This window comes from Streptococcus sp. GS001, assembly GCF_021595565.1.
In the GTDB taxonomy this organism is placed as follows: domain Bacteria; phylum Bacillota; class Bacilli; order Lactobacillales; family Streptococcaceae; genus Streptococcus; species Streptococcus xiaochunlingii.
In genome coordinates, this window is sequence record NZ_JACSYJ010000002.1 from 57,250 (window position 1) to 81,833 (window position 24,584).

At 43.8% G+C, this 24,584-nt stretch carries 27 protein-coding genes; 23 read left to right on the plus strand and 4 right to left on the minus strand.

Going from position 1 to position 24,584, the window contains the following annotated elements:
• The first annotated feature begins 151 nt into the window (after positions 1–151).
• From H8S88_RS03675 to metG, 16 genes are all read left to right on the plus strand, one after another.
• Entirely contained in the window at positions 152–1,009 is an 858-nt protein-coding gene (locus H8S88_RS03675; protein ID WP_236127947.1) for a bifunctional methylenetetrahydrofolate dehydrogenase/methenyltetrahydrofolate cyclohydrolase, read from the plus strand.
• A gap of 121 nt (positions 1,010–1,130) precedes the next feature.
• The gene (locus tag H8S88_RS03680; protein ID WP_048789754.1) at positions 1,131–1,955 is read left to right on the plus strand and encodes a hypothetical protein; all 825 of its coding nucleotides are present in this window, start codon (positions 1,131–1,133) and stop codon (positions 1,953–1,955) included.
• 3 nt (positions 1,956–1,958) lie between these two features.
• Positions 1,959–2,813 carry an NAD(P)H-hydrate dehydratase gene (locus tag H8S88_RS03685; protein WP_048789753.1) on the plus strand — a complete coding sequence of 285 codons (855 nt, stop codon included), beginning with the start codon at positions 1,959–1,961 and terminating at the stop codon, positions 2,811–2,813.
• A gap of 112 nt (positions 2,814–2,925) precedes the next feature.
• A complete protein-coding gene (gene xseA / locus H8S88_RS03690; RefSeq protein ID WP_048789752.1) occupies positions 2,926–4,266 on the plus strand; it encodes an exodeoxyribonuclease VII large subunit in 1,341 nt (446 codons plus the stop codon).
• Positions 4,244–4,456, plus strand: a complete 213-nt coding sequence (locus H8S88_RS03695; RefSeq protein ID WP_006596769.1) for an exodeoxyribonuclease VII small subunit — start codon at positions 4,244–4,246, stop codon at positions 4,454–4,456. Before xseA ends, H8S88_RS03695 begins: the two co-directional genes overlap by 23 nt.
• Positions 4,453–5,340 (plus strand): polyprenyl synthetase family protein, encoded by an 888-nt coding sequence (locus H8S88_RS03700; protein ID WP_236127948.1) that lies wholly within the window; start codon positions 4,453–4,455, stop codon positions 5,338–5,340. Before H8S88_RS03695 ends, H8S88_RS03700 begins: the two co-directional genes overlap by 4 nt.
• Positions 5,321–6,136 (plus strand): TlyA family RNA methyltransferase, encoded by an 816-nt coding sequence (locus H8S88_RS03705; RefSeq protein WP_236127949.1) that lies wholly within the window; start codon positions 5,321–5,323, stop codon positions 6,134–6,136. The genes H8S88_RS03700 and H8S88_RS03705 overlap by 20 nt, the downstream gene beginning before the upstream one ends.
• Complete coding sequence (locus tag H8S88_RS03710) at positions 6,129–6,560, plus strand: arginine repressor (RefSeq protein ID WP_236127950.1); 432 nt, start codon at positions 6,129–6,131, stop codon at positions 6,558–6,560. The genes H8S88_RS03705 and H8S88_RS03710 overlap by 8 nt, the downstream gene beginning before the upstream one ends.
• Before the next feature lie 7 nt (positions 6,561–6,567).
• Positions 6,568–8,232 (plus strand): DNA repair protein RecN, encoded by a 1,665-nt coding sequence (gene recN / locus H8S88_RS03715; RefSeq protein WP_236127951.1) that lies wholly within the window; start codon positions 6,568–6,570, stop codon positions 8,230–8,232.
• Positions 8,233–8,248: 16 nt separating this feature from the next.
• Positions 8,249–8,980 carry a metallophosphoesterase gene (locus H8S88_RS03720; protein WP_236127952.1) on the plus strand — a complete coding sequence of 244 codons (732 nt, stop codon included), beginning with the start codon at positions 8,249–8,251 and terminating at the stop codon, positions 8,978–8,980.
• An 83-nt stretch (positions 8,981–9,063) separates the two neighbouring features.
• Positions 9,064–9,897 carry a DegV family protein gene (locus H8S88_RS03725; RefSeq protein WP_223363516.1) on the plus strand — a complete coding sequence of 278 codons (834 nt, stop codon included), beginning with the start codon at positions 9,064–9,066 and terminating at the stop codon, positions 9,895–9,897.
• A 134-nt stretch (positions 9,898–10,031) separates the two neighbouring features.
• Entirely contained in the window at positions 10,032–10,307 is a 276-nt protein-coding gene (locus H8S88_RS03730) for an HU family DNA-binding protein (RefSeq protein WP_006596762.1), read from the plus strand.
• Between the two features lie 119 nt (positions 10,308–10,426).
• A complete protein-coding gene (locus H8S88_RS03735) occupies positions 10,427–10,582 on the plus strand; it encodes a hypothetical protein (protein WP_193389714.1) in 156 nt (51 codons plus the stop codon).
• 149 nt (positions 10,583–10,731) lie between these two features.
• On the plus strand, positions 10,732–11,190 hold the full coding sequence (locus H8S88_RS03740; protein WP_125335245.1) for a Fur family transcriptional regulator: 459 nt from the start codon (positions 10,732–10,734) through the stop codon (positions 11,188–11,190).
• A 233-nt stretch (positions 11,191–11,423) separates the two neighbouring features.
• Positions 11,424–12,116: a phosphoglycerate mutase gene (locus H8S88_RS03745; RefSeq protein ID WP_236127953.1), complete on the plus strand. Its 693-nt coding sequence runs from the start codon at positions 11,424–11,426 to the stop codon at positions 12,114–12,116.
• A gap of 157 nt (positions 12,117–12,273) precedes the next feature.
• Positions 12,274–14,265 (plus strand): methionine--tRNA ligase, encoded by a 1,992-nt coding sequence (gene metG / locus H8S88_RS03750; protein WP_236127954.1) that lies wholly within the window; start codon positions 12,274–12,276, stop codon positions 14,263–14,265.
• 504 nt (positions 14,266–14,769) lie between these two features.
• Here the strand turns inward: metG and H8S88_RS03755 are convergent.
• Complete coding sequence (locus H8S88_RS03755) at positions 14,770–14,976, minus strand: helix-turn-helix domain-containing protein (protein ID WP_003006064.1); 207 nt, start codon at positions 14,974–14,976, stop codon at positions 14,770–14,772.
• A gap of 10 nt (positions 14,977–14,986) precedes the next feature.
• Entirely contained in the window at positions 14,987–15,508 is a 522-nt protein-coding gene (locus H8S88_RS03760; RefSeq protein ID WP_236127955.1) for a DUF2975 domain-containing protein, read from the minus strand.
• 174 nt (positions 15,509–15,682) lie between these two features.
• Here H8S88_RS03760 and H8S88_RS03765 point away from each other — a divergent pair, with 174 nt between their 5' ends.
• The gene (locus H8S88_RS03765; RefSeq protein ID WP_236127956.1) at positions 15,683–16,951 is read left to right on the plus strand and encodes a DUF6287 domain-containing protein; all 1,269 of its coding nucleotides are present in this window, start codon (positions 15,683–15,685) and stop codon (positions 16,949–16,951) included.
• 382 nt (positions 16,952–17,333) lie between these two features.
• Here H8S88_RS03765 and H8S88_RS03770 read toward each other — a convergent pair whose 3' ends face one another.
• Positions 17,334–18,518, minus strand: coding sequence for a DUF2974 domain-containing protein (locus tag H8S88_RS03770; RefSeq protein ID WP_236127957.1), 1,185 nt, complete (start codon positions 18,516–18,518; stop codon positions 17,334–17,336).
• Between the two features lie 183 nt (positions 18,519–18,701).
• Here H8S88_RS03770 and H8S88_RS03775 point away from each other — a divergent pair, with 183 nt between their 5' ends.
• The 5 genes from H8S88_RS03775 to H8S88_RS03790 all read left to right on the plus strand — a co-directional run bounded on the left by H8S88_RS03775 (position 18,702) and on the right by H8S88_RS03790 (position 23,393).
• Positions 18,702–19,379, plus strand: a complete 678-nt coding sequence (locus H8S88_RS03775) for a response regulator transcription factor (RefSeq protein ID WP_006596753.1) — start codon at positions 18,702–18,704, stop codon at positions 19,377–19,379.
• Positions 19,372–20,346 carry a sensor histidine kinase gene (locus H8S88_RS03780; RefSeq protein WP_236127958.1) on the plus strand — a complete coding sequence of 325 codons (975 nt, stop codon included), beginning with the start codon at positions 19,372–19,374 and terminating at the stop codon, positions 20,344–20,346. Before H8S88_RS03775 ends, H8S88_RS03780 begins: the two co-directional genes overlap by 8 nt.
• 158 nt (positions 20,347–20,504) lie before the next feature.
• Entirely contained in the window at positions 20,505–20,633 is a 129-nt protein-coding gene (locus H8S88_RS09855) for a hypothetical protein (protein WP_023022528.1), read from the plus strand.
• A gap of 15 nt (positions 20,634–20,648) precedes the next feature.
• Entirely contained in the window at positions 20,649–21,407 is a 759-nt protein-coding gene (locus H8S88_RS03785) for an ABC transporter ATP-binding protein (protein WP_236127959.1), read from the plus strand.
• Positions 21,408–23,393, plus strand: a complete 1,986-nt coding sequence (locus tag H8S88_RS03790) for an FtsX-like permease family protein (RefSeq protein WP_236127960.1) — start codon at positions 21,408–21,410, stop codon at positions 23,391–23,393.
• Positions 23,394–23,757: 364 nt separating this feature from the next.
• On the opposite strand, the gene H8S88_RS03795 is transcribed toward H8S88_RS03790, so the two are convergent.
• Entirely contained in the window at positions 23,758–24,021 is a 264-nt protein-coding gene (locus tag H8S88_RS03795) for a SemiSWEET family transporter (RefSeq protein ID WP_003012241.1), read from the minus strand.
• A gap of 286 nt (positions 24,022–24,307) precedes the next feature.
• Between H8S88_RS03795 and H8S88_RS03800 the strand changes: the two genes are divergently transcribed.
• Positions 24,308–24,565, plus strand: a complete 258-nt coding sequence (locus H8S88_RS03800; RefSeq protein WP_048789737.1) for a SemiSWEET family transporter — start codon at positions 24,308–24,310, stop codon at positions 24,563–24,565.
• Positions 24,566–24,584: the final 19 nt, after the last annotated feature.

Here is a 24,584-nt window from a genome sequence, read left to right on the forward strand (position 1 = left end):
ATCAATCAAGAGTCTAGAGCATCTAGTCTCTTTTTTGTTGGAAGAAAATAGTTATAGTTTCTTCTTATAACCTTGTCTAATCAAGAAGTGTTAGGAGCAGGTTCACAAATCTGATATAATAGAGAAGATATTGAATAGAAAAGAGATTGAGATGACACATGTAATTGATGGGAAGGCATTGGCAGTAAAATTGCAGGGGGAATTGGCTGAAAAAACCGCTCGCCTGAAGGCTGAGACTGGTCAGGTCCCAGGCTTGGTAGTGATTTTGGTGGGAGAAAACCCAGCTAGCCAGGTCTATGTCCGCAATAAAGAACGGTCAGCTTTGGCAGCAGGATTTCGAAGTGAAGTGGTTCGACTGCCAGAAAGTATTTCCCAGGAGGACTTGTTGGCCCTCATTGACCGCTACAATCAGGATCCACTCTGGCATGGAATTTTAGTCCAGTTGCCTCTACCAGCCCATATCGACGATGAGGCAGTCTTGTTAGCCATTGATCCGGCTAAGGATGTCGATGGCTTCCATCCTCTCAATATGGGACATCTTTGGGCAGGAAATCCGATCATGGTCCCCTCTACACCAGCAGGGATTATGGAAATGTTCCGGGAATATGATATCGATGTTGAAGGGAAAAATGCAGTCGTCATTGGCCGTTCAAACATCGTTGGGAAACCGATGGCCCAGCTTCTCCTAGCAAAAAATGCAACGGTGACCTTGACCCATTCGCGGACTCATCATTTGGCTAAAATTGCTAGAAAAGCCGATATCTTAGTGGTGGCAATTGGTCGTGCCAAATTTGTTACAGCTGACTTTGTCAAAGAGGGAGCGGTCGTTATCGATGTCGGAATGAACCGTGACGAAAATGGGAAGCTCTGTGGAGACGTCGACTATGAACAAGTAGCTCCTCTGGCTAGTCACATCACTCCGGTTCCAGGTGGCGTTGGTCCTATGACCATTACCATGCTGATGGAGCAGACCTATCAGGCTGCAGTGCGTAGTTTGGATAAAAATTAAGTTTATGATGAAAAATGGTTGAGATAGTAATTTCTCGACCTTTTTATTTATTATAAACCCTGTTTTGTCAATTGAAGTTTAATTCTATCTTTTTGTAGTATAATGAAGTAGAGGTGATTATATGATTGTAAAAGTTTGTAATTCAGATTATAGTCTCCAGTGGGATGGAATTTATCAATTTGCCCTTGAAAGCTATCCTCAGATTAAAGAATGGGAATTGGAGAAGCTAGCAAAGTTTATTGCTTATGAGCGCGACCATCATCGTCAGACCAATGTGGAATGTGAGAATCATGAATTAAATATACAAATTCATGATTACTTGCAAGAGCATAGCTATTTTCCTCCGTACAGACCAAGTCATCGCCTTGTAGCTTCTACCTATGATATCCAGAGGAAGTTGGTTACTTCAAATTATTGTAGTCATACTTGTACAGTTGAGGTGGCTAAGGCTATTTTTCAGACTGGAAAACTCATGTCGGCGGTAAAAGTATTTGGTAAAAGTGGGGCTGAGCTAGTTACAGATAGTCGTAATGCAGCTTCTGATCCAGCAGACTATTTTGACTATATCATGTTCGGATGGTCTAATACGACTTCGGGTTACCGACTCGCTATGGAGCGTTTGTTAGGACGGGCACCGTCTGAGGAGGAATTGCAAGAAAAGTTCATTCCTGGCGTTAGTTTTCATTTTCTGTATGAAGAATTAATTCAAGCACCAGGTTATATGTTTGATGGCTATCATGTTGCGAAGGTAAGAGATAGTTTAGATTTGGATACCTTTCTTCATTTGTGTGTTATTCCTTCAAAAGATAAGTCTTGTTTTGAAAGCTTGATTCCTTGTCAATTACAAGATAGAGTGATTTACCTAGACTATGAGGGAGAAGGGTTACAGGCTTGGAATACTAAGGTTAATCAAGTACTACATGGTAAGGATAAGTTGAAGGAGTAGTGTATGAAAGAGATTGATCAAGCTCTTTTGAAAAAAGTTATCATCGAGCGTCCTCGTTCTAGTCATAAGGGAGACTATGGGCGTCTGCTCTTGATTGGAGGGACCTATCCCTATGGTGGAGCCATTATTATGGCAGCCCTCGCAGCGGTTCATAGTGGAGCAGGACTTGTCACGGTAGCGACAGACCGAGAGAATATCCCTTCCCTTCATAGTCAGCTACCTGAAGCCATGGCATTTGCTGTGACGGACCAAGAATTATTGGCTGAGCAAATCGCAAAAGTAGGCGTCATTTTATTGGGACCAGGACTCAATGCCAATGAGCTAGGGGGACACCTTGTAGAACTTGTTTTTGAAAGAGTTCAACCTCATCAAGTGCTCATTCTAGATGGTGGGGCCATTAGCCTCTATACTCGCTTAGGACTTTCTCTTCCTCCAGCTCAACTGGTCTTTACTCCTCATCAAAAAGAATGGGAGGCCATGTCCGGGCTAGCAATCGGAGATCAAGGGGAAGAAGCAACAAGGCAGTCTCTGTCCCAACTTCCTCCAGCAAGTATTTTAGTCCAAAAGGGTCCTCAGACTAAGATCTGGCAACAAGGGCAGACAGATTATTACCAACTATCGGTTGGAGGCCCCTATCAAGCAACGGGTGGTATGGGCGATACTTTAGCAGGGATGATTGCGGGCTTTGCGGGTCAATTTCCGCAAGTTGGACTCTATGAGCGCGTGGTAGTTGCCAGTCACCTTCATTCGGGCATTGCAGACGATTTGAGCAAGAATGCCTACGTGGTTTTACCGACCGCGATTAGTAAAGAAATTCCAAAATGGATGAGGGAAATTTGCCTTTCCAACTGCCAATAAAAAATCAAGTCTCAGATGATGAAATCTGAGGCTTTTTCCGTAGGTAGAATCAGATTTTTCCGCTTATTTTTGGTATAATTTATACTAGAATTTTCCGTGTGAAAGGGGAACTATGTCAGAGTATTTATCGGTATCCAGTCTGACCAAATACCTCAAGTTAAAATTTGATAAGGACCCCTATCTAGAGCGGGTCTATTTGACGGGTCAGGTCTCGAATTTCCGTAAGCGTCCCAATCACCAGTATTTTTCTCTAAAGGATGAAAAAGCTGTGATCCAGGCGACTGTCTGGGCTGGGATTTATAAGAGTTTCGGCTTTGAGCTCGAAGAAGGCATGAAGATCAATGTCATCGGTCGGATCCAACTCTATGAGCCAAGTGGCAGTTATTCCATTGTCATCGAAAAGGCGGAGCCAGATGGCGTCGGTGCTCTAGCTATTCAGTTTGAGCAGTTGAAAAAGAAACTCCAGGAAGAAGGCCTTTTTCAAGAGAAGTTCAAACAGGCTATCCCCCAGTTCTCCAAGAAAATTGGGGTTATTACCAGTCAGAGTGGGGCCGTTATTCGCGATATTATCACGACTGTTTCGCGGCGCTTTCCGGGCGTGGAGATTCTCCTTTTTCCAACCAAGGTACAAGGAGAGGGAGCTGCCCAAGAAATTGTCGCCAATATCCAAAAGGCCAATGATCGGTCGGACCTCGATGTCTTGATCATCGGTCGTGGTGGTGGCTCCATCGAAGACCTGTGGGCCTTTAATGAAGAGCCAGTTGTGCGGGCTATTTTTGAGTCTAGAATTCCCATTATTTCCAGTGTAGGGCATGAGACAGATACTACTCTAGCAGACTTTGTCGCAGATCGCCGGGCAGCAACTCCTACAGCTGCGGCTGAGTTGGCAACGCCTGTGACCAAGTTGGACCTGCTCAATCATTTGCAGAAGCAGGAAGGGCGGATGGCAACCGCTATGCGCAATCGCCTAGTCTATCATCGAGAACGCCTGAAAAAACTAAGCCAATCGGTCATCTTCCGTCAGCCAGAGCGGCTGTACGATTCTTACCTGCAAAAGCTGGATCAGATTCAGTTGCGATTGAAACAGGCTGTGTCAGAGTCGGTTACCAGAAATAGTCGCCAGTTACAAGAACTCCGCCATCGATTGGCTTCCCAAGCGCCACAGCATCAGCTCGAGCGTTATCGAGACCAGATTCTCCAGATGGAGCGATTGCTGACCTTGAAAGTCAAGGAGCTCTACCAGACAAAAGCAGCAGATGCCAAGCGCCTATCGGAAGCTCTCTTGATGTTGGATACCAGTCGCATTGTGGCTAGAGGCTACGCCTTGGTACAGGCTGGAGATCATGTTTTGGATAGCGTGGATACAATCAAAGAAAAGGATGCCTTGACGCTAGTCATGCGGGATGGGCAAGTAGAAGTAGAGGTAAAGCATGTCGAAAGAAAAGAAATTTGAAGAAAATTTAGCTGATTTGGAAGCTATTGTCCAAAAGTTGGAAAGTGGGCAAGTGCCCCTCGAAGAGGCCATCTCAGAGTTTCAGAAAGGAATGAAGCTATCAAAAGACTTGCAAGAAACACTTGATCAGGCTGAAAAGACCTTGGTCAAGGTGATGCAAGCAGATGGCTCAGAAACGGAACTAGTATGATTCTAGAAGAAAAACTGCAAGGGGTTGAAAAAGCGATAGAAGGTTTCTACGAGGCTAAACAAATCGCTCCCCGCTTGGTAGAATCTATCCTCTATTCAGTCCATGCAGGGGGGAAACGGATTCGACCTTTGCTCTTATTGGAGTTGCTGGAAGCCTTTCATGCTCCCATCCTTGAAGCTCATTTTCAGGTGGCAGCCGCTCTTGAAATGATTCATACGGGAAGCTTGATTCATGATGATTTACCAGCCATGGATAATGATGATTATCGTCGTGGTCAATTGACCAACCATAAAAAGTTTGGGGAAGACCTAGCCATCTTAGCAGGAGACTCGCTCTTCTTAGATGCCTTTGGCTGTGTGGCAGAGGCAGACCTTCCAGCTTCTATCCGGGTGCAACTGATTGCTCTGTTATCGGATGCTTCAGGGACAGCTGGGATGGTGGCAGGCCAAGTCTTGGATATGGAAGGGGAAGGGGCGAGCCTGACCTTGGACCAGTTGCAAGTCATCCATGCCAATAAGACGGGGCGACTGCTCGCCTATCCATTCCAAGCAACAGGGATCCTCTTAGAGCTTGAGCCAGCTATCGCGACTCTCTTAGAGGAAATTGGCCTCCATTTAGGATTGGCCTTCCAGATTCGGGATGATATTTTGGATGTGACTGCTGATTTTGCCTCCTTAGGGAAAACCCCTCAGAAGGACCTGCAAGCTGAAAAATCGACCTATCCTGCCCTCCTCGGTCTAGATGGAGCTCAGGATTATTTGGACCGGGAGTTGGATGCCTGTGAGGACTTGCTCGATCGCATCTCACAGCAGGTAGACTTCGATGGGACTGGAATCAAGAAGATAATAGAAAGACTTAGAATTCATGGCGAAGGAAAGAGTTGACGTACTGGCCTACAAGCAGGGACTTTTTGAAACCCGGGAGCAGGCCAAACGCGGTGTGATGGCTGGTCTGGTCGTTGCGGTCCATAATGGCGAGCGCTTCGATAAACCAGGCGAAAAAATTGACGAAGCGACAGAATTAAAACTCAAGGGTGAAAAACTCAAATATGTCAGTCGTGGTGGTCTCAAGTTAGAAAAGGCCTTGGACCTTTTTGAGATTGATCTGCAGGACAAGGTCACGCTAGATATTGGTGCCTCAACAGGGGGCTTTACGGATGTCATGCTCCAAAATGGAGCCGCCTTGGTCTATGCAGTGGATGTAGGGACCAATCAGTTGGCTTGGAAACTCCGGCAGGATCCTCGTGTCATCTCGATGGAGCAGTTCAACTTCCGCTATGCGACGTCTGAGGATTTTGAACATAGACCAAGTTTTGCTAGCATTGATGTTAGTTTTATTTCCCTCAATCTCATCTTACCTGTCCTCCATGGGATTTTACAAGAAGGAGGCCAGGTGGTCGCCCTTGTCAAGCCCCAGTTCGAAGCTGGTCGGGAGCAGATTGGGAAAAATGGAATTATCAAGGATGCCAAGGTCCATCTGTCCGTTTTGGAACAGGTTCAAGGCTTTGCGTTAGAACATGGCTTCTCTATCTTGGGAGTGGATTATTCACCGATTCAAGGGGGCCATGGCAATATTGAATTTTTACTTTATTTAGAAAAAAATACCGGGAAAAATTGTCTTGATCAGCAAGAGTTTGCAGCTGTCGTCGACAAAGCCCACACTGATTTTAAACATGAATAGTAAACAAAACCGATTAGAAAAAATACGCCGCTTTATTCGTGAAAATAAGGTCGGTACTCAGGATGCAATTGTTGAGCATTTGAAAGAAGCAGGGATTTCTGCGACACAAGCAACTGTTTCCCGTGATATTAAAGAGCTAGGGATTATTAAAACACCATTAAAAGGTTCAGCCTATGTCTATGAATTGCGACGCGTCCAACATAGTGGAAAATTAGCAGAAAATAATCTTCAATCCTTTGAACGCATGGGGAGTTTTTTGACCCTCAAACTTGTCCCAGGGACAGCCTATCTAGTCAAGCGGCATCTACAAGAAGATTTTGATGACATCATCTTTAGCATGATCTCAGACGACAATAGTATTTTGATTGTGGCCCGCTCGGAAGAAAAGGCTCAGTTTATCGAACAACGATTGATGGAATGGTAGGAGAGAGATGCTATTAGAAATTTCAATTAAAAACTTTGCTATCATTGAAGAAATCGCTCTGAATTTTGAGACGGGGATGACGGTTTTAACCGGTGAAACTGGAGCAGGAAAATCCATCATTATCGATGCTATGAATATGATGCTGGGGAGCCGGGCGACGACTGATGTCATCCGCCACGGTGCTCCTAAGGCTGAGATTGAAGGTCTCTTTGCGATTGATGAAAACCGTGCCCTTCAGCAGCTCTTTGAGGAGCAGGGCTTAGAATGGGCAGAGGAGTTGATTATTCGCAGAGAAATTTTTCAGAATGGTCGGAGTGTCAGTCGCATCAATGGGCAGATGGTTAACCTCTCTGTTCTCAAGACGGTTGGCCAGCATTTGGTAGATATTCATGGCCAGCACGATCAGGAAGAACTGATGCGGGCTCCCTTGCATATCGCTATGCTGGATAGCTTTGGGGAAGATGCTTTTTTTGCGACGAAGAAGGCCTATAGAGAGACCTTTGAGAATTACAAGTCCTTGCGCAAGCAGGTCTTGCAAATCCAAAAAAATAACCAGGAAAACCAAGCTCGCATCGAAATGCTGGAATACCAAATTTCGGAAATCGAGGCGGCCACCTTGTCTCTGGATGAAGATGTCCAGTTAGAGCAAGAACGGCAACGCCTGCTCAACCATAAGATGATTGCGGATACCCTAAGCAATGCCTACGCTATGCTGGATGCAGAAGACTTCTCCAGTCTTAGCAATGTTCGATCGGCCATGAATGATCTGCAAGGTATCGAAGAGTATGATCCAGAATACAAGACCTTGTCTGACCAACTGGCTGAGACCTACTATACTCTGGAAGATCTGACCAAACGCTTGGAGGATCTGGTAGACGGCTTGGACTTTGACGGTAACCGCTTGATGCAGGTAGAAGCTCGATTAGACCTAATCCACTCGATCACGCGTAAGTACGGCGGTCAAGTAAAGGATGTTCTTGATTATCTGGAGCAAATCAGCAAGGAATATAGCCTATTAACAGGAGGGGGAACCTCCTCTGAAGACTTAGAGAAAGAACTCAAGTCCATGGAAGGTCAGCTGGTTGGCTTGGCTAAAGAACTGAGTCAAGGGCGTCATGACTTGGCCCAGCAGCTGGAAGCAGAGATCCAGCAGGAACTAGCGGATCTCTACATGGGAAAAGCCCGTTTCCAAGTGCGTTTTACCCCATCTAAATTTAACCGTGAAGGGAACGAAACGGTTGAGTTTTATATTTCGACCAACCCTGGGGAGGACTTTAAGCCTTTGGTAAAAGTAGCATCAGGTGGGGAATTGTCCCGTCTCATGTTGGCCATCAAGTCAGCCTTTTCCCGCAAAGAAGGCAAGACCAGTATCGTCTTTGACGAGGTGGATACAGGGGTATCTGGTCGGGTGGCGCAGGCCATTGCTTCGAAGATTTATAAAATTGGACGTTATGGTCAGGTGCTAGCCATCTCTCATTTACCTCAGGTCATTGCAGTAGCAGATTACCAATTCTTTATCGAAAAGGTGAGCGATGAATTTTCAACGGTTTCGACCGTTCGCTTGCTCAGTCATGAAGAACGGGTCGAAGAAGTCGCTAAGATGCTAGCTGGTGAAGATGTGACAGAAGCAGCCCGCATGCAGGCAGAGCAATTGCTAAAACGGCCGTCCTAAGAAGAAAGGAACCGATATGGAAAGCTATTTCGTAGTGGGAGACATTCATGGAAAAGCCGGTATGCTAGAGGAACTGATGACCCATTGGGATGGTCAGTCTCAGCTGGTTTTTCTCGGAGATATGATAGACCGTGGGGAAGATAGTCGTAAGGTTATCGAACTGGTCAAAGATGTTGTCGAACAGCAAGGGGCCATCTGCCTCTCTGGGAACCACGAATACATGTTTCTAGCCTGGATCGATAACCCAACAGAGCGCTACGACCATTACCGACGAAATGGTGGTGACACGACCATCAACTCTCTACTTGGTCGTCCCCTCACAGCTCCAGTAGATGGCGTGGCGGATGCTCGGCGCGTGCAAGAGACTTGTGGGGACCTCGTCGCTTTCATCCGTTCGCTTCCTTTTGTCTATGAAACAGAACACTATATTTTTGTGCATGCTGGGCTTGACTTGACCTTGCCTGATTGGCATGAAACGTCGGATTACCAAAAGGTCTGGATTTGCCAGCCCTTCCATGAAGCAATCAATCAGACAGGAAAGACCATTGTTTTTGGCCATACCCCGGTTCACTATCTCTTGGATCAAAAGATTGGAACCAAGGAGCTCTGGGTGACCAAAGATGGGAAGATTGGCATGGATGGCGGGGCTGTATATGGTGGCGTCCTCCATGGCATTCTCTTTGATGAAAGTGGAATGAAGGCCGATGTTGCTTTGGTCAATGATGGCTTTGCAGCTATCGATGATTAAGTAAAAAGGACTTTGTCCCACAAAAGCCTAGAAAATTTGATATAATAGAGTGGATATATCTAAGAAAAGATTGTAGGAATGTTATGTCACAAGTAAAAATTGTTACAGACTCATCCGTAACGATTGAGCCTGAAGTTGTTGAAAAATACGGAATTACCATCGTTCCCCTCTCTGTTATGGTGGACGGTGTCCTCTATTCAGATGCGGAATTAACAGAAGGACAATTCCTTCAGTTGATGAAGTCCAGTAAGAACCTTCCAAAGACCAGTCAACCTCCAGTAGGTGTGTTTGCGGAAGCCTTCGAAGGTTTGGCTGAAGAAGGGGCGCAAATTATTGCGATCCATATGTCTCATGCCTTATCTGGTACAGTGGAAGCTGCACGTCAAGGCGCTACCTTAGCCAATGCAGATGTTACGGTGATCGATAGTAGCTTTACAGACCAAGCCATGAAGTTCCAAGTGGTAGAAGCAGCGAAAATGGCTCAAGAAGGAGCTAGCGTAGAGGAAATTGTAGCCCGCATTGAAGAGGTCAAGCAAAAATCTAGACTCTACATTGGGGTTTCTACTCTGGAAAACCTGGTGAAAGGAGGCCGGATTGGCCGCGTAACTGGTTTATTGAGTTCCCTTTTGAATATTCGGGTTGTCATGGAAATGAAGAACGATGAACTGCAACCGATTGTCAAAGGACGCGGACAGAAGACCTTTAAAAAATGGTTGGACGAGTTGATACAAGACTTATCTGGTAAAGAAATCGCTGAGATAGGGATTTCCTATGCTGGTGGACCTGACTTTGCTAACCAAATGAAGGCGCAATTACAGCCTTTGGTTGCAACTCCAATCTCTGTTTTGGAGACAGGTTCGATCATTCAAACCCACACTGGTGAAGATGCCTGGGCAGTTCTTGTCCGATTTGCATAGAAGCCCGTCAATAAAGGAATTTATTCCTAGATAAATGTTGATAAAAACAAGTTTAGTACTTGACCTAAAAGCATTTTTTAGATATGATAGAGATGTTAAGGGTAAAACCTAAAAAAATTTGGAGGATTTGTTAAATGGCTAACAAACAAGATTTGATCGCAAAAGTGGCAGAAGCTACAGAATTGACTAAAAAAGACTCAGCAGCAGCAGTTGACGCTGTATTTGCAGCTGTTTCAGAATACCTTTCAAAAGGTGAAAAAGTTCAATTGATTGGTTTCGGTAACTTTGAAGTTCGTGAACGTGCAGCTCGTAAAGGTCGCAACCCACAAACTGGTAAAGAAATCAAAATCGCTGCTTCTAAAGTTCCAGCATTCAAAGCTGGTAAAGCTCTTAAAGACGCAGTTAAATAATTGTGATTACAAAGGTTCCTTCTAGCTTGCTAGAAGGAACTTTTTGTTTTGGAGTAGTTTCTAGACAGGGCCTATAAATAGGAGTATAATAGAAAAAAGTGAGAAATGGAGGGTGGACCATGAGATGGATTGTTGGAATCTTTGTTCTGCTCATGATTAAGCCAATTCTTTATCTATTGAAAGGTCTCTGGTTTATCGCGGAACTCTTCTTTATGTTCCTCTTTGTCAAAATTTTACTAGGAACCATGAGATGGATCCTTAGTTGGGGAAGTTAAGATTAGATATAAAAAAGTGTGGGAGTAAAAAAGCTTGATTCGAGCTGATTTAATCCTGCACTTTTCCTTATTTACAAACATTCTAATTAGGCAAAATGTAGTATTCGTGATATAATAGTTTTAAAGAAGAGACAGAAAGGGGAAAGACCATGCTAGCTTGTTTAAGGCTCGATTCCGTTCAACAAGAAAAAGTGGAAGATGTATTGCAGCACCTGCGTGAAAAATCTGTACGGATTACAGAGACGCGTCGGGCTGTCCTTTCCTATCTTGTCAAAAGTCAGGAACATCCGAGTGCGGATGCCATCTATCAGGACTTGAAACCAGCCTTTCCCAATATGAGCCTGGCAACCGTTTATAACAATCTCAAGGTCCTTATTGAAGAAGGCTTTGTCTCTGAAATAAAAGTACGCAATGATACCACGACCTACTTTGACTTTATGGGACATGATCATTTAAATCTGATTTGTGAGTCTTGTGGGAAGATTGATGATATTGACATCGAAGTTCCAGACGTGAGAGCAGAAGCGAGAGAAAAAAGTGGCTACGTCATTACCAAGTGCCAAACCACAGTTTATGGCCTTTGTCCGGAATGCCAGAAGCAATTGTAAGCAAACCTCTTTTTAGAGGTTTTTTTGTTTAGTCTGGTTTGTGGAAAGAGGGTGGAAGAGGCAGGATTTAGAACCTGATGAGAGCGACTTGTAAATGTCCATGAAAAAGAATTGATAAAATTTTCACGAAATCTTCGATCTAGCTCTGTTAAGACTAGATTTTTCCCTCAAAATCTAGTAGAATAGAATAGATAAACGAGGGGAACCTCGGAAAATAAAAGGAGATCCATCAAATGGTAAAATTGGTTTTTGCTCGCCACGGTGAGTCTGAATGGAACAAAGCTAACCTTTTCACTGGTTGGGCTGATGTTGATTTGTCTGAAAAAGGTACACAACAAGCGATCGACGCTGGTAAATTGATCAAAGAAGCTGGTATCGAATTTGACCAAGCTTACACTTCAGTATTGAAACGTGCGATCAAAACTACTAACTTGGCTCTTGAAGCTGCTGACCAATTGTGGGTTCCAGTTGAAAAATCATGGCGCTTGAACGAACGTCACTACGGTGGTTTGACTGGTAAAAACAAAGCTGAAGCTGCTGAACAATTTGGTGATGAGCAAGTTCACATCTGGCGTCGTTCATACGATGTATTGCCTCCAGCAATGGATCGCGATGATGAGCATTCAGCACACACTGACCGTCGTTACGCTTCACTTGATGACTCAGTGATTCCAGATGCTGAAAACTTGAAAGTGACTTTGGAACGTGCCCTTCCATTCTGGGAAGATAAAATCGCTCCAGCTCTTAAAGATGGTAAAAACGTATTCGTAGGTGCACACGGCAACTCAATCCGTGCCCTTGTAAAACACATCAAAGGTTTGTCAGACGACGAAATCATGGATGTGGAAATCCCTAACTTCCCACCATTGGTATTCGAATTTGACGAAAAATTGAACGTTGTAAAAGAATACTATCTTGGTAAGTAAGATAACATAATTTGTTATCCATAAAAAAGCTGACTTCGGTCAGCTTTTTTGTTTGTCCGTCGCAGACCTAGCTGTTTTTTGGTTTTCAGGGACTCCTAAAAATGATATAATGAAGTGTTATTACATAAGGTTTCATTAGCCTTGAAAGGAAAAGAAAATGACAAAATCATTCTACATCACAACCCCTATCTATTACCCATCTGGTAAATTGCATATTGGTTCAGCTTATACTACGATCGCCTGTGACGTCTTGGCGCGTTACAAACGTATGATGAACTACGATGTGTTCTACCTGACTGGTCTTGATGAGCACGGTCAAAAGATCCAGCAGAAAGCAGAAGAAGCTGGGATCACGCCGCAAGCTTATGTAGATGGGATGGCCGTTGGAGTGAAAGAACTCTGGCAATTACTCGATATCTCATATGATAAATTCATCCGTACGACAGACGATTACCATGAAAAAGTGGTGGCCCAGATCTTTGAACGCTTGCTTGCGCAAGACGACATCTACCTGGGTGAATACTCTGGTTGGTATTCAGTATCTGATGAAGAGTTCTTTACAGAAAGCCAATTGGCTGAGGTCTACCGTGATGAGAATGGCAAGGTCATCGGTGGGGTAGCCCCATCAGGCCACGAAGTAGAATGGGTTTCTGAAGAATCTTATTTCCTTCGCCTCAGCAAATACCAAGACCGCTTGGTTGAGTTTTTCAAATCCCAACCAGACTTCATCACTCCAGATGGCCGTCTCAATGAAATGTTAAAAAATTTCATCGAGCCAGGTTTGGAAGACTTGGCAGTATCTCGGACTACCTTTACCTGGGGAGTTCCAGTTCCATCCAATCCTAGACACGTTGTCTACGTTTGGTTTGATGCTCTGCTTAACTATGTGACAGCTCTTGGTTATGGCCAAGAAGATCATGAAAACTTTGACAAATTCTGGAACGGAACCGTCTTCCACATGGTCGGAAAAGACATCCTTCGTTTCCACTCCATCTACTGGCCAATCCTTCTCATGATGCTCGATATCAAATTGCCAGAACGTTTGATTGGCCATGGTTGGTTTGTCATGAAAGACGGTAAGATGTCTAAGTCTAAAGGGAATGTCATCTACCCAGAAATGTTGGTGGAACGCTTCGGCTTGGATCCGCTTCGTTACTACCTCATGCGCAGTTTGCCAGTTGGTTCGGATGGTACCTTTACACCAGAAGACTACGTGGCTCGTATCAACTATGAATTAGCAAATGACCTTGGAAACCTCCTCAACCGGACAGTAGCCATGATCAATAAATACTTTGGTGGTCAAGTTCCGGCTTATGTCGAAAATGTCACAACATTTGATGCAGATTTAGCTAAGGTAGTTGAAGAAAACATCGCTGAATACCACAAGCAAATGAACGCGGTTGATTACCCACGCGCTTTAGAAGCGGTATGGAATATTATCTCTCGGACTAACAAATACATCGATGAGACTGCTCCTTGGGTCCTCGCTAAAGAAGATGGTGACAAGGAACAATTGGCAGCAGTCATGGCTCACTTAGCAGCTGGCCTTCGTGTTGTGGCTCACTTGATCCAACCATTCATGATGAACACCTCAAATGCCATCATGGAACAACTAGGCTTGGGCTTGGACTTCGATCTTGAAAACTTGACCTTAGCAGGATTCCCTGAAAATGTCACAGTAGTTGCCAAAGGAACTCCAATTTTCCCACGTCTCGACATGGAAGAAGAAATTGCCTACATCCAATCTCAAATGACTGCTGGTAAACCACAAGAAAAAGAATGGATTCCAGAAGAAGTGGAACTCAAGTCTGAAAAAGACGAGATCAAATTTGAAGACTTTGACAAGGTTGAAATCCGTGTAGCAGAGGTCAAAGAAGTGGAACGCGTCGAAGGCTCAGACAAATTGCTTCGCTTCCGCCTAGATGCAGGAGATGGCGAAGACCGTCAAATCCTTTCTGGTATCGCAAAATTCTATCCAAATGAACAAGAATTGGTCGGCAAGAAACTCCAAATCGTGGCCAACCTCAAACCACGTAAGATGATGAAGAAATATGTCAGCCAAGGCATGATTCTTTCCGCAGAACACGGGGATCAATTAACAGTCTTAACAGTTGATCCATCTGTACCAAATGGAAGCATCATTGGGTAAACGATAGACAAAGAAAAAATCATCTAAAAAACTTTCCTTAGGTGAGTACGGACGTCAGCGAACTTCGAAGAAGTTCCATGACTTAGTTTTGGACCCTAGGTTCCAAAACTCCCGAGTGCTAGAAACACAATTGTTTCTAGCACTTTTCTCACGGCGGAAAGTTTCAGTATATGATTGAATAATTCTAACGAATAAATTTTTTGATTTTTATAAAATTAATTTGATTTGTAAGAAAGAACAGATTGTCTACACTCTCAAGCACTCCCTCGGGAGTGCTTTTCTTGTGTCGATATAGTTCCCATCATTGAATTTTATAAGGATGGTATATGATTCCTATTAGTAATGAATATTAATAGAGACTTCCGCAGTGAGAAAAGAGTCTGAAACGGTATCGTTTCAGACTCTCGAGAGATTTGAGACAGTGGGCTCAAATCTTAGGTATGGAATCCCAAAGGGATTCGCTACCGTCCGTCCTCACCTAAGGAAAGTCTTCGAATACAGTTTCTATTCATCTGGCCGGTATTCTAGGATATCTCCTGGCTGGCAGTCGAGTTCTTTGCAGATGGCTTCAAGGGTGGTGAAGCGGATGGCTTTGGCCTTGCCGGTCTTGAGAATGGAGAGGTTAGCTGTCGTGATGCCGATTTTGTCGGCTAGCTCATTAGATTTCATTTTGCGCTTGGCTAACATGACATCTAGATTGACGATAATCATGGCACCCTCCTTAAATGGTTAGCTCATTTTCTTCGGCGATCTCAATCCCTCTTTCCAGAATCTTGCCAAGGACCCAGACGATTGGAACGGCAAGGAGAAGCCCTGTGTTAAAGGTAAATTGGAAAGTGAAGGGAAGGAGATAAGCATTTCCACTGGTTTCAAGTGTGCCAGACATAAAGGACAAGACCAAGAGAATCTTCCAAGCTCGGTTGCAAAGATCAATGTTTGAGTGAGAAAAGATCTTTTCTTGGTAGAGATTTTGGAGGAAGCTGCGAATGGTGATGAGAAGGTAAATATAGATAGCGCTTGAGGCTAGTGGGAAGAGCAACTGCCAGAGAGGTTGCAGATGTTTGGGGAAGAGTTGGATGCCATTCACATCAAAGGACAAGCGTCCAGATTGAATGAGATCCTTAAACACTCCCATCCGGGAAAGCAGGTGGACTACCAGTGCAGCCACGGTCATAAAGCCACAGAAGTAAATGAAAGCCGTTAAGACTTCAATGACATTTTTTAAGGTTTTTGAGTTTTTCATCGCAAGCCTCCTTGAAGTTTTTGTATTTTCACTTATAGTATACTCCTTATAAAAAATAAGTCAATAAAAAAGTATCGAGAAACGATAAAAAATTTATGATTTTCAGTCAAAATTTGCTTTAAATAGAATTTAAGGTATACTATTAGGTAACTACCATTTCAAGGAGGTATTGAAATGATCAAAAAGTTAGATAAGAAATATCTTTGGATGATCATCGCTTTTGTGAGTGCATTGGTTCTAATCGGAGGAGTCTATCTCTACTCTAGCTCCAATATTCAACCGGATCATCAAAAAGAGTTCAACCAGACTTCGAAGACCTCGTCTTCATCTAAGGAAAAAGCTATCGATCTGTCTGGTGAATATGTCTCTAGTGCGCGTGATAAGGCCAAGATACAAAAAGATGGGAAATCTTGGAAAATTGATTATCAAACAGATGATGGTGCTGTTTCAGCAACGTTCTCAACGGATTTCAAAGTAGAAGGTGCCAATAAAGTTTCTACTAGTCAGATGAAAAAGTCTGATGGAAATACTGATTTCACCGTCACTGTGCGTATCTTTAAATACCAATCAGATAAGGATCCCCTCATTACGGTAACCATGTCAGATAAAGACCCCGATCATGAGATGGTCTTTGCCAATCGGAAGGATTTCTTCAAATCAACGAATCCAGATGATGCGGTATTGGATGGGGATTTGACAACCTTCTCAGGAAGTTATTCTAACGAATCGATTGAAAAGCAGATCGCAGATTCTGGCTTTAAGTTGTATGGTTATAGTCCAGAAGATTATTATAATCACCGGACTACTGTCTTCCCTTCTATCTACTCTGATCAGGATAAGGGATGGAGCTTCTGGAGTGGAGCTAGCAATGTCCAATTTGTCCTTAATAAAGATAAGAAACCGAAGAAAGCTGGATCGACCTATCAGGTTTACTTTGTCCAAGCTGGTACAAGTGGAGAAACTCCTGGTCAGGAATTGATTGTCACCTTGATTCCTGAAAATGTTCAAGGTCCTGATGGTGTCGTGTCGCCTTTGAGACGCCTCTTCTACCATCAAGCCTCCTTCCAAGCCTACCAAGACAAATGGTGGGAAGCCTACCCAGAGCCTAAGAAGGAAGCAGACCTTGATATTGCGGCCATCAATAGTGGAGATTTCTCAAGTCTGGCAGGGACATGGCGCAACGCTAAAGGCCAGGAGATGGTCATCCAAGAAGATGGAACTGTGAAAGGTCAAGGAAGATTAAAAGCAGTGCCGAACTCGGATAAGACAAGTAAAGTCCCTTATGTAGATCTACGTGTGGGAGAAACAGGAGTGGCAGTTGGCCTCTTTAAGATTGGTTTTGAAAATCCTGATGGAGACCAGTCAGATAAGAGCAAACCTCGCTTGGTTGTTACCCAATCAGCTGGGAACTATCCAGCGGATCAATACTTCTATCGCCAATAAGATTGAAGAAAAAGTCATTTTTAAAACTTTCCTTAGGTGAGTACGCACGTCAGCGAACTTCGAAGAAGTTCCATGACTAATTAAGATACGAAGGGCTTTTGCGGATAAAGTCAAAATAGGGAGCAGGACAGAAGCACTGTTGTATGGGATTGCTTCGTTGTCCTGCCCCCACAAGGCTGATTAGGATTCTTCCGAGCTGAAAGGTGAGAGAAGAATTCAATCAGCTACTGTGTCTTGGATTTAGTACTAATGTATTTGCACTTTTGACACAATCCGCCAAAACCCAGGAAATTCAATTTCCTGGGTTTTGTTTTGCTTCAATTGTTTATCACTAGGTGCTGAAGGAGTTGATTATTTCATACTTCAACCTGTCTCTTTAGACTTACTCTTTATGCTCAAGGAGCAGTGGTGAGGTGGTCTCAACTGCTTGTTTTCGCTTGAAAAATGCAGCCATTTGAACTAGGATACGAGGAACTGTTTGCCATTTTTTCCATGCTTGGACACGGGTGTCGATGAGTTGCTTGGCTAGACGTTCCAGCATTTCACGCTCGGTGGGGTCTAGGTCCTGAGCATTTTGAAAGATCTCTTTGATCTTGGAGAAATTTTTCAAGTTCATCAAATCGTTTATTGAAGTAATGCCTGTATCCAAGAAGAGGCCAAAGAAGGTATCGAAAAATTTCTTGAGTTGGCTATCAGGGACTTCTTGTACCCACTGTTTTAAGGTTTGGTCCATCTGCTGGCTATCGGGACTGGTTTGATCCAGTGTCACAAATCCATCCTTTTCAACCATCCAAGTAAAGGCGTCATGCTGGGCAAAGCCACCAAAAGCTCGACTTTTAACAATCGTAGCAGGCTCAGGGACTTCCAGCATCATGCCGACAATGGATCCTTGTGGGACAAAGCGATGAATGAGGTGTGCGATTCGTTGGTAGCCTTCTGTTTTGATAATGGACTTGTTGAGACCTGGAGCGTCGTAACAGTAAATGGCATCGACTTGTTTGAATAGCTGATCAGGAAGGTAGGAGCAGGCGTAGGCTGCGAGATTGCCCCCTTTGGAGTGTCCGGCTACCATGAAGCGTCCTTTTGGAAACTCCTTCATGACATGTTGTAGGTAGCTGGCTGCACGTCTCTGAGCTGGGATATGGTCCATGTAGGTCATGTGGAAATCTTCCTTCCAACCGATCAAGGTATCATCCGTCCCTCTGAAGACAACCAAATAAACATCCATGGTGAGACGATAGGTCATGGCCGCAAATTGCTTCTGAACATCAGGATCGTACTCATCGACATAGTTAAAGAGTTTGATGTTCTTAAAGCGCTTAGAAGTAGCTAGCTCATCGACTAATTGCAGGTGTTGGTCTGTCACGATGAAATTGGTAGTCTGATCGACTAGCGCTGCCGCATCAGATAAGCGCACTTCAATATTGGTCGTATCTCCTTGGGGAACGATTCGATTAAAAGGAAGATAGGTCAACTCCGTTAGTGCCAAGACATCCAATTCCTTAAAGGGACGATCGTAGATGGAATCATAGGTGACATGGTCTAGATAATCAAAAATCGTGGACATGAGATTCTCCTTTGTATCTGTATATTCAGTATAGCATAAAATACCTGAAAAGCCCCTCTGTAAAAATAGGTAATTGATGAAAGGGAGTAGCCTGTCAGTCGATATACCGAAAAAATGTATGCTTCTTGGATAATTTGATATAATGAAAGGGTAATACTCTAGTAAGAAAGAGCAGGAAAGAGCATGCATAAAATTCTTCTTGTCGAAGATGATGAAACCATTCGCCAACAGGTAAAGAAAATCATGGAACAGTGGGGCTTTGAGGTCATTGCAGTTGATGATTTTATGGATGTATTGGGCACCTTCGTCCAAACTAATCCTCATTTGATACTGATGGATATCGGCCTTCCTCTTTATAATGGTTATCATTGGTGCCAGGAAATTCGTAAGGTGTCTAAAGTCCCGATCATGTTTTTATCCTCACGCGATCAAGCTATGGACATCGTCATGGCCATTAATATGGGAGGAGATGACTATGTGACCAAGCCATTTGATCCCAATGTCCTCCTGGCAAAAATCCAGGGGCTTCTTCGTCGTTCTTATGAGTTTGGAACTGATCAAGATTTGTTAGAACACCGGGGCGCCATCCTCAATCTCAAATCCATGGATCTGGTCTACGAGGGAGAGGTGGTTAATTTGACCAAAAATGAATTTCAAATTCTTCGCATCCTTTTTGAAAAAGCTGGAAGTGTAGTGGCTCGGGATGATTTAATGAAGGAACTGTGGAACAGTGATTTCTTTATTGATGATAACACCCTCTCGGTCAATGTAGCTAGACTTCGGAAGAAACTCGAAGAAGCAGGACTGGAACATTTTATCGAAACGAAAAAAGGGATAGGATACGGGTTGAGCAATGGATAATCGATTCTTATTTGTCAAACACTATCTGATTTCTCACCGTCGCTATCTCTATTTGATTGGTTTACTCCTTTCATCCCTGGTCTTGTTTGCCTATATATTCGAAGGCTACCGCAATTTTCTCCTTTACCTGACAGGAATTTTGGCTTTTTTGAGTCTTCTTCTGGTCATTTGGGATGCAGTGGCTGGATATCAGGCCTGTCGTAAGGAAGTGCTCTATGGGGAGGGACCACCTGAGACCCCTCTAGAACTGGTCTTGAGTCAGAAACTAGCAACCAGTCAGCAAGCCCAACGTGAGCAGACAACGGTGAGTCTAGAGACCTACAATGACCTGATGGATTACTATACCCTCTGGGTTCACCAGATTAAGACGCCCATTGCGGCCAGTCAACTCTTGGTTAAAAATATAGAAGACAGCGACCTGAGACAACAAATGGAGCAGGAGCTCTTTAAGATTGATTCCTATGCTAATGTGGTCCTCCAGTATCTGAGACTCGAAAGCTTTCACGATGATTTGGTGCTTAAGCGTGTTCCACTCGAAGAGCTGGTCAAAGAAGTGGTGCGAAAGTATGCCATCTTCTTTATTCAAAAGGGCTTGACGGTGGATCTGCATGACTTAGATGTCGCCGTCATTACCGATCGCAAGTGGCTCTTGGTCATCATCGAGCAATTGCTGTCTAATAGTCTCAAGTATACCAGCACTGGCGGGATTGAGATCTATTTCAAAGACCAGACCCTTTTTATGAAAGATAGTGGGATTGGAATTAAGGATAGCGATATACTCCGTGTCTTTGAGCGGGGATTCTCCGGCTACAATGGGCATTTGACCCAGCAATCTTCTGGACTAGGCCTCTATCTGTCTAAAAAGATTGCCGATCAGCTAGGACATCAGATTCAGATGACGTCTCAGGTCGGCCAAGGGACGACTGTTGCCATTCACTTTGAAGAGAAGAAGTTGGTCATGGATTAGGGGAATTCGTCGGTATCTAATGTTTCTCTCCCTATGCTTCTCTTTTATTTGAAAATGACAAAAATGTAAGATTTAATTTTAAAAATGAAAGGTTAGGTTATGGTGACCACCTTTTATTTTTTATACAATAGTCTCATCAAATGAAGGAGGTCAAGAAAATGAAACTCTTGAAATGGATGAAAGAACCCAAAAAGATTAAGAAACCAAATAAGAAAACTGATTTGGAAAAGGCGGAATTTGGTCGCCAAGTCCTACAACAAACCCAAGAATTTTTCTTGATCTACTAGTATAAGGAGAAAAGTATGTCATTGCTAGACGTTCAACATATCAAAAAAATCTACAAAACCCGCTTTCAAGGGACGCAGGTCGAAGCATTGAAAGATATCCACTTCACCGTGGAAAAAGGGGAGTATGTCGCTATCATGGGGGAATCAGGGTCTGGGAAATCGACCCTTCTCAATATCCTAGCTATGCTGGACCAGCCGACGGAAGGGCGGGTCTACCTAAATAGCATAGACACCTCGACCATCAAGAACAAGGATGCTTCGAGCTTCCGTCGCGAAAAGTTAGGATTTGTCTTTCAAGACTTTAACCTGCTCGACACCTTATCCGTCAAGGATAATATCCTCTTGCCTCTCGTCCTTTCTCGCAAAGCGGTCAAGGAAATGATGACTAAGGTGGATGGCGTCAGTCGGGAGTTGGGCATTCACCAACTGCTTGAAAAATATCCCTACGAAATCTCTGGTGGGCAAAAGCAACGGGTGGCCGTAGCACGGGCCATCATCACATCTCCAGAAATCCTTCTTGCTGATGAGCCAACAGGAGCGCTGGATTCCAAGTCTTCGGCTGCGTTACTAGATGTCTTTGAAGATATCAATAGCATGGGGCAAACCATCCTCATGGTGACCCACTCAACCGCAGCGGCAGCTCGGGCCAAGCGCGTGCTCTTTATCAAGGATGGAATTCTCTACAACCAGATCTTCCGAGGGGAAAAAACAGAACGTCAGATGTTCCAAGAAATCTCAGATACTCTGACAGTCATGGCAAGCGAGGTGGGGTAGATGTTTCGATTAACCACTAAATTAGCTTGCTCCAATTTGATCAAGAACCGCAAGCTCTATTATCCCTTTGCGATTGCGGTCATTCTCGCAGTGACCATCGCCTATCTCTTTGATTCCTTGACCTTTAATCCCAACATTTCTAAGCTTCGAGGGGGATCTCCCATACTCTTCACCCTTGGATTGGGACTGTTCGTGGTAAATGTTGCGGGGGCTATCATCGTGCTCTATGCCAATAGCTTTGTCATGAAAAACCGCTCCAAGGAGTTGGGAATTTACAGTATGCTAGGCCTTGAGAAACGCCATCTCATCAGCATGATCTTCAAGGAACTCTTGATCTTTGGCTTTGTGACTATCTCAGCCGGTGTCTTGATCGGGGCTCTCTTTGACAAGCTGATCTTTGCCTTTCTCTTGAAACTCATGAAGATGAAGGTTCAGCTAGTATCCACCTTCCAACCTGGGATTGTCATCTTGGTCTTTGTCACTTTTGGCCTCATCTTTGCCCTTTTGGTCCTTCTCAATGCTTGGCGCATTCTCCGTTTGAATGCCCTTCAACTGACGCGCGAGAAGGCTAGTGGTGAAAAGAAAGCCCGCTTCTTGTGGCCCCAAACCATCCTGGGCTTAGCCTCTCTCGGTTTTGGCTACTACCTGGCTTTGTCAGTCAAAGACCCCATGTCTGCGATTTTGATCTTCTTTCTAGCCGTTGTCTTGGTTATGATCGGGACCTACTTACTCTTTAATGCTGGGATCACCGTCTTCTTGCATCTTCTTAAGAAAAAGAAGAACTATTATTACCAACCCAACAACATGATCTCGGTCTCTAACCTTATCTATCGCATGAAGAAAAATGCGGTGGGCCTTGCGACCATTGCCATCCTCTCGACCATGGTGCTAGTGACCATCTCTGCTGCGACCAATATCTATGTCGGTGGCGAAATGGTCAAGAAAATCATGGCTCCTCATGATTTCTCTGTCCAAGGAAAAGGGGTCGATCTGGAGCAAATCAATCAGAAATTTGATGAATTTGCTTCTGAGCACCAGCTTGAGATCAAGAATCGTGACCTGATGACCTATGCCAACTTTGGAATCAAATCCCAAAAGGGCACAGACTTTACGGTCTATCCAGCTGACGAACGCAGCGTCACTCCCAAAACCGTCTTTATGGTCTTTGACGCAGCTAGCTATGAGCAGATGACAGGAGAAGAGGCCGATCTGACTGGCAACCAAGTCCTTCTCTTTGCCCATAACGAGGCTCTCAAAGGGCAAAAGCAGTTTACCATCAATGGGCAGGACTTCCAAGTCAAGGAAGAAGTGAGCAAGGATTTTATCACTGATCATGTTCCAAATCAGTTCAATTTGCTAACAGAGGATTTCAATTATCTAATCGTGCCAGATCTCTCAGCCTTTATCGCCCAATTTCCAAATCTTGCCATCTATACCAATATCTATGGTGGCTTCAATGTCAATGTTGGTGAAGACCAGCAACTCAAGCTAGCAGCTAGTTATGACAAAATGATCGATGAATTGAGTAGCCAACAGGGCCAAGGAACATTTGTCTATGGAGGTAACCGTGCCAATGATGTGGCAGAGATGAATAGCCTCTTTGGTGGCATCTTCTTTATCGGGATTTTCTTGTCACTGATCTTTATGGTAGGAACGGTCATCGTTATCTACTACAAGCAAATTTCTGAAGGCTATGAAGACCGTGACCGCTTCGTCATCCTCCAACAGGTGGGGCTTGATGAAGATGAGGTCAAACGGACCATCAACCGTCAAGTACGGACTGTCTTTTTCCTCCCTCTCATCTTTGCCTTTATTCACCTGGCCTTTGCCTACCATATGATCCGACTCATTCTCAAAGTGCTCGGTGTCATCAATAGTGGCCAAGTCCTCGTCGTGACCCTCAGTGTCTGCGCCGTCTTTCTCATCACCTACCTGATCGTCTTTTGGATCACCTCTCGGAGCTACCGTAAGATTGTGCAGATATAAGAAAAAGAAGCTCGAATCAAATTAGAAACTTTCCTTAGGTGAGTACGGACGTCAGCGAACTTCGAAGAAGTTCCATGACTAATTATTGAGCCTAAGGTCTCAATAATTCCGAGTGCCTGAAACATGATTATTTCAGGCACTTTTCTCACAGCAGAAAGTTTCAATATACTCTAAATAATAATTAGAAATCATTTGGATATTTTTGCACAATAGTCCAGATTAGGTTATTCAAAGTAAAAATTGTCAACTTTTTAAGCTCGCTCATGGCGGGCTTTTGTGCGAAAATCGACAGCGATTGTTTTTGCTTTTCAAAGGGATATAAAAAAGACTGAACCAGTCGAGTTCAGTCTTTGTTCGCTTTCTATTAAAGTGATGTAAGGAAAGTCAATCCTCCTAGGATGACACCTGCCGAATTCGGAATGATCAAAATCCAGTCTTTTTTAGGTTCCTTTGTCCAACCATAAATGACCCAGATCAAGCAAGAAATAGCAGCTGACAAGGGTTGGAAAGGTTGGGCCTTGTTTCCCTGTAAATTAGCAATAATTTGTGGGATGTAGGCAATGAAAACGATAATCCCAATAAAGGCACCGATCGAGCCAACGATTTGGTTGATTTTTTGTTTATTCATAAAATTTTACCTCTGTGTATCAAAATAGCATAAATAGGAAGATAATGCAATTAATTTGCATGCTATTCAAGATGAAAATGATTATATTTGCAAAAAAATTAGACAAAGTGTCTAAAATAATTACTAGAGAGAAGACTCTCTCGAAGAGAAATCCATCTTCCTGCAAAATCACAAGATTGTGACACTTTACAGTTCGGTAACATTTGAAAAAAGCACTTGAATTTTAAGAGGGCAAGCGCTAGAATAGTGCATACTTTAAAAAAGAAAAGGAAATGGTAGTTTCAAAATGAATGATAAACAAATGAAAATTCTTGGTTGGGTTGCGACCTTTATGTCTGTCATGATGTATGTATCTTACTTCCCACAAATCATGGATAACCTCTCAGGTCACAAAGGAAACTTTGTTCAACCTTTAGTTGCCGCTATCAACTGTAGCCTTTGGGTCTATTACGGACTCTTTAAAAAAGAACGTGATATCCCACTTGCTGCAGCCAATGCACCAGGGATCATCTTTGGTTTGATCACAGCCATCACAGCTTTATAAGAAGGAACTAGCTCCCGCA

Excerpts from the sequence above, each read along its gene's own strand:
- H8S88_RS03675 (WP_236127947.1), top strand. The coding sequence starts at position 152 with ATGACACATGTAATTGATGGGAAGGCATTGGCAGTAAAATTGCAGGGG.
- H8S88_RS03770 (WP_236127957.1), bottom strand. The coding sequence starts at position 18,518 with ATGTCCACGATTTTTGATTATCTAGACCATGTCACCTATGATTCCATC.
- H8S88_RS03785 (WP_236127959.1), top strand. The coding sequence starts at position 20,649 with ATGTCATTGCTAGACGTTCAACATATCAAAAAAATCTACAAAACCCGC.
- H8S88_RS03800 (WP_048789737.1), top strand. The coding sequence starts at position 24,308 with ATGAATGATAAACAAATGAAAATTCTTGGTTGGGTTGCGACCTTTATG.
- H8S88_RS03745 (WP_236127953.1), top strand. The coding sequence starts at position 11,424 with ATGGTAAAATTGGTTTTTGCTCGCCACGGTGAGTCTGAATGGAACAAA.
- H8S88_RS03685 (WP_048789753.1), top strand. The coding sequence starts at position 1,959 with ATGAAAGAGATTGATCAAGCTCTTTTGAAAAAAGTTATCATCGAGCGT.
- H8S88_RS03760 (WP_236127955.1), bottom strand. The coding sequence starts at position 15,508 with ATGAAAAACTCAAAAACCTTAAAAAATGTCATTGAAGTCTTAACGGCT.
- H8S88_RS03755 (WP_003006064.1), bottom strand. The coding sequence starts at position 14,976 with ATGATTATCGTCAATCTAGATGTCATGTTAGCCAAGCGCAAAATGAAA.
- H8S88_RS03790 (WP_236127960.1), top strand. The coding sequence starts at position 21,408 with ATGTTTCGATTAACCACTAAATTAGCTTGCTCCAATTTGATCAAGAAC.
- H8S88_RS03795 (WP_003012241.1), bottom strand. The coding sequence starts at position 24,021 with ATGAATAAACAAAAAATCAACCAAATCGTTGGCTCGATCGGTGCCTTT.
- H8S88_RS03730 (WP_006596762.1), top strand. The coding sequence starts at position 10,032 with ATGGCTAACAAACAAGATTTGATCGCAAAAGTGGCAGAAGCTACAGAA.
- H8S88_RS03780 (WP_236127958.1), top strand. The coding sequence starts at position 19,372 with ATGGATAATCGATTCTTATTTGTCAAACACTATCTGATTTCTCACCGT.
- H8S88_RS03775 (WP_006596753.1), top strand. The coding sequence starts at position 18,702 with ATGCATAAAATTCTTCTTGTCGAAGATGATGAAACCATTCGCCAACAG.
- H8S88_RS03705 (WP_236127949.1), top strand. The coding sequence starts at position 5,321 with ATGGCGAAGGAAAGAGTTGACGTACTGGCCTACAAGCAGGGACTTTTT.
- H8S88_RS03720 (WP_236127952.1), top strand. The coding sequence starts at position 8,249 with ATGGAAAGCTATTTCGTAGTGGGAGACATTCATGGAAAAGCCGGTATG.
- H8S88_RS09855 (WP_023022528.1), top strand. The coding sequence starts at position 20,505 with ATGAAACTCTTGAAATGGATGAAAGAACCCAAAAAGATTAAGAAACCA.
- H8S88_RS03680 (WP_048789754.1), top strand. The coding sequence starts at position 1,131 with ATGATTGTAAAAGTTTGTAATTCAGATTATAGTCTCCAGTGGGATGGA.
- H8S88_RS03710 (WP_236127950.1), top strand. The coding sequence starts at position 6,129 with ATGAATAGTAAACAAAACCGATTAGAAAAAATACGCCGCTTTATTCGT.
- xseA (WP_048789752.1), top strand. The coding sequence starts at position 2,926 with ATGTCAGAGTATTTATCGGTATCCAGTCTGACCAAATACCTCAAGTTA.
- H8S88_RS03700 (WP_236127948.1), top strand. The coding sequence starts at position 4,453 with ATGATTCTAGAAGAAAAACTGCAAGGGGTTGAAAAAGCGATAGAAGGT.
- H8S88_RS03695 (WP_006596769.1), top strand. The coding sequence starts at position 4,244 with ATGTCGAAAGAAAAGAAATTTGAAGAAAATTTAGCTGATTTGGAAGCT.
- H8S88_RS03765 (WP_236127956.1), top strand. The coding sequence starts at position 15,683 with ATGATCAAAAAGTTAGATAAGAAATATCTTTGGATGATCATCGCTTTT.
- H8S88_RS03735 (WP_193389714.1), top strand. The coding sequence starts at position 10,427 with ATGAGATGGATTGTTGGAATCTTTGTTCTGCTCATGATTAAGCCAATT.
- recN (WP_236127951.1), top strand. The coding sequence starts at position 6,568 with ATGCTATTAGAAATTTCAATTAAAAACTTTGCTATCATTGAAGAAATC.
- H8S88_RS03740 (WP_125335245.1), top strand. The coding sequence starts at position 10,732 with ATGCTAGCTTGTTTAAGGCTCGATTCCGTTCAACAAGAAAAAGTGGAA.
- H8S88_RS03725 (WP_223363516.1), top strand. The coding sequence starts at position 9,064 with ATGTCACAAGTAAAAATTGTTACAGACTCATCCGTAACGATTGAGCCT.
- metG (WP_236127954.1), top strand. The coding sequence starts at position 12,274 with ATGACAAAATCATTCTACATCACAACCCCTATCTATTACCCATCTGGT.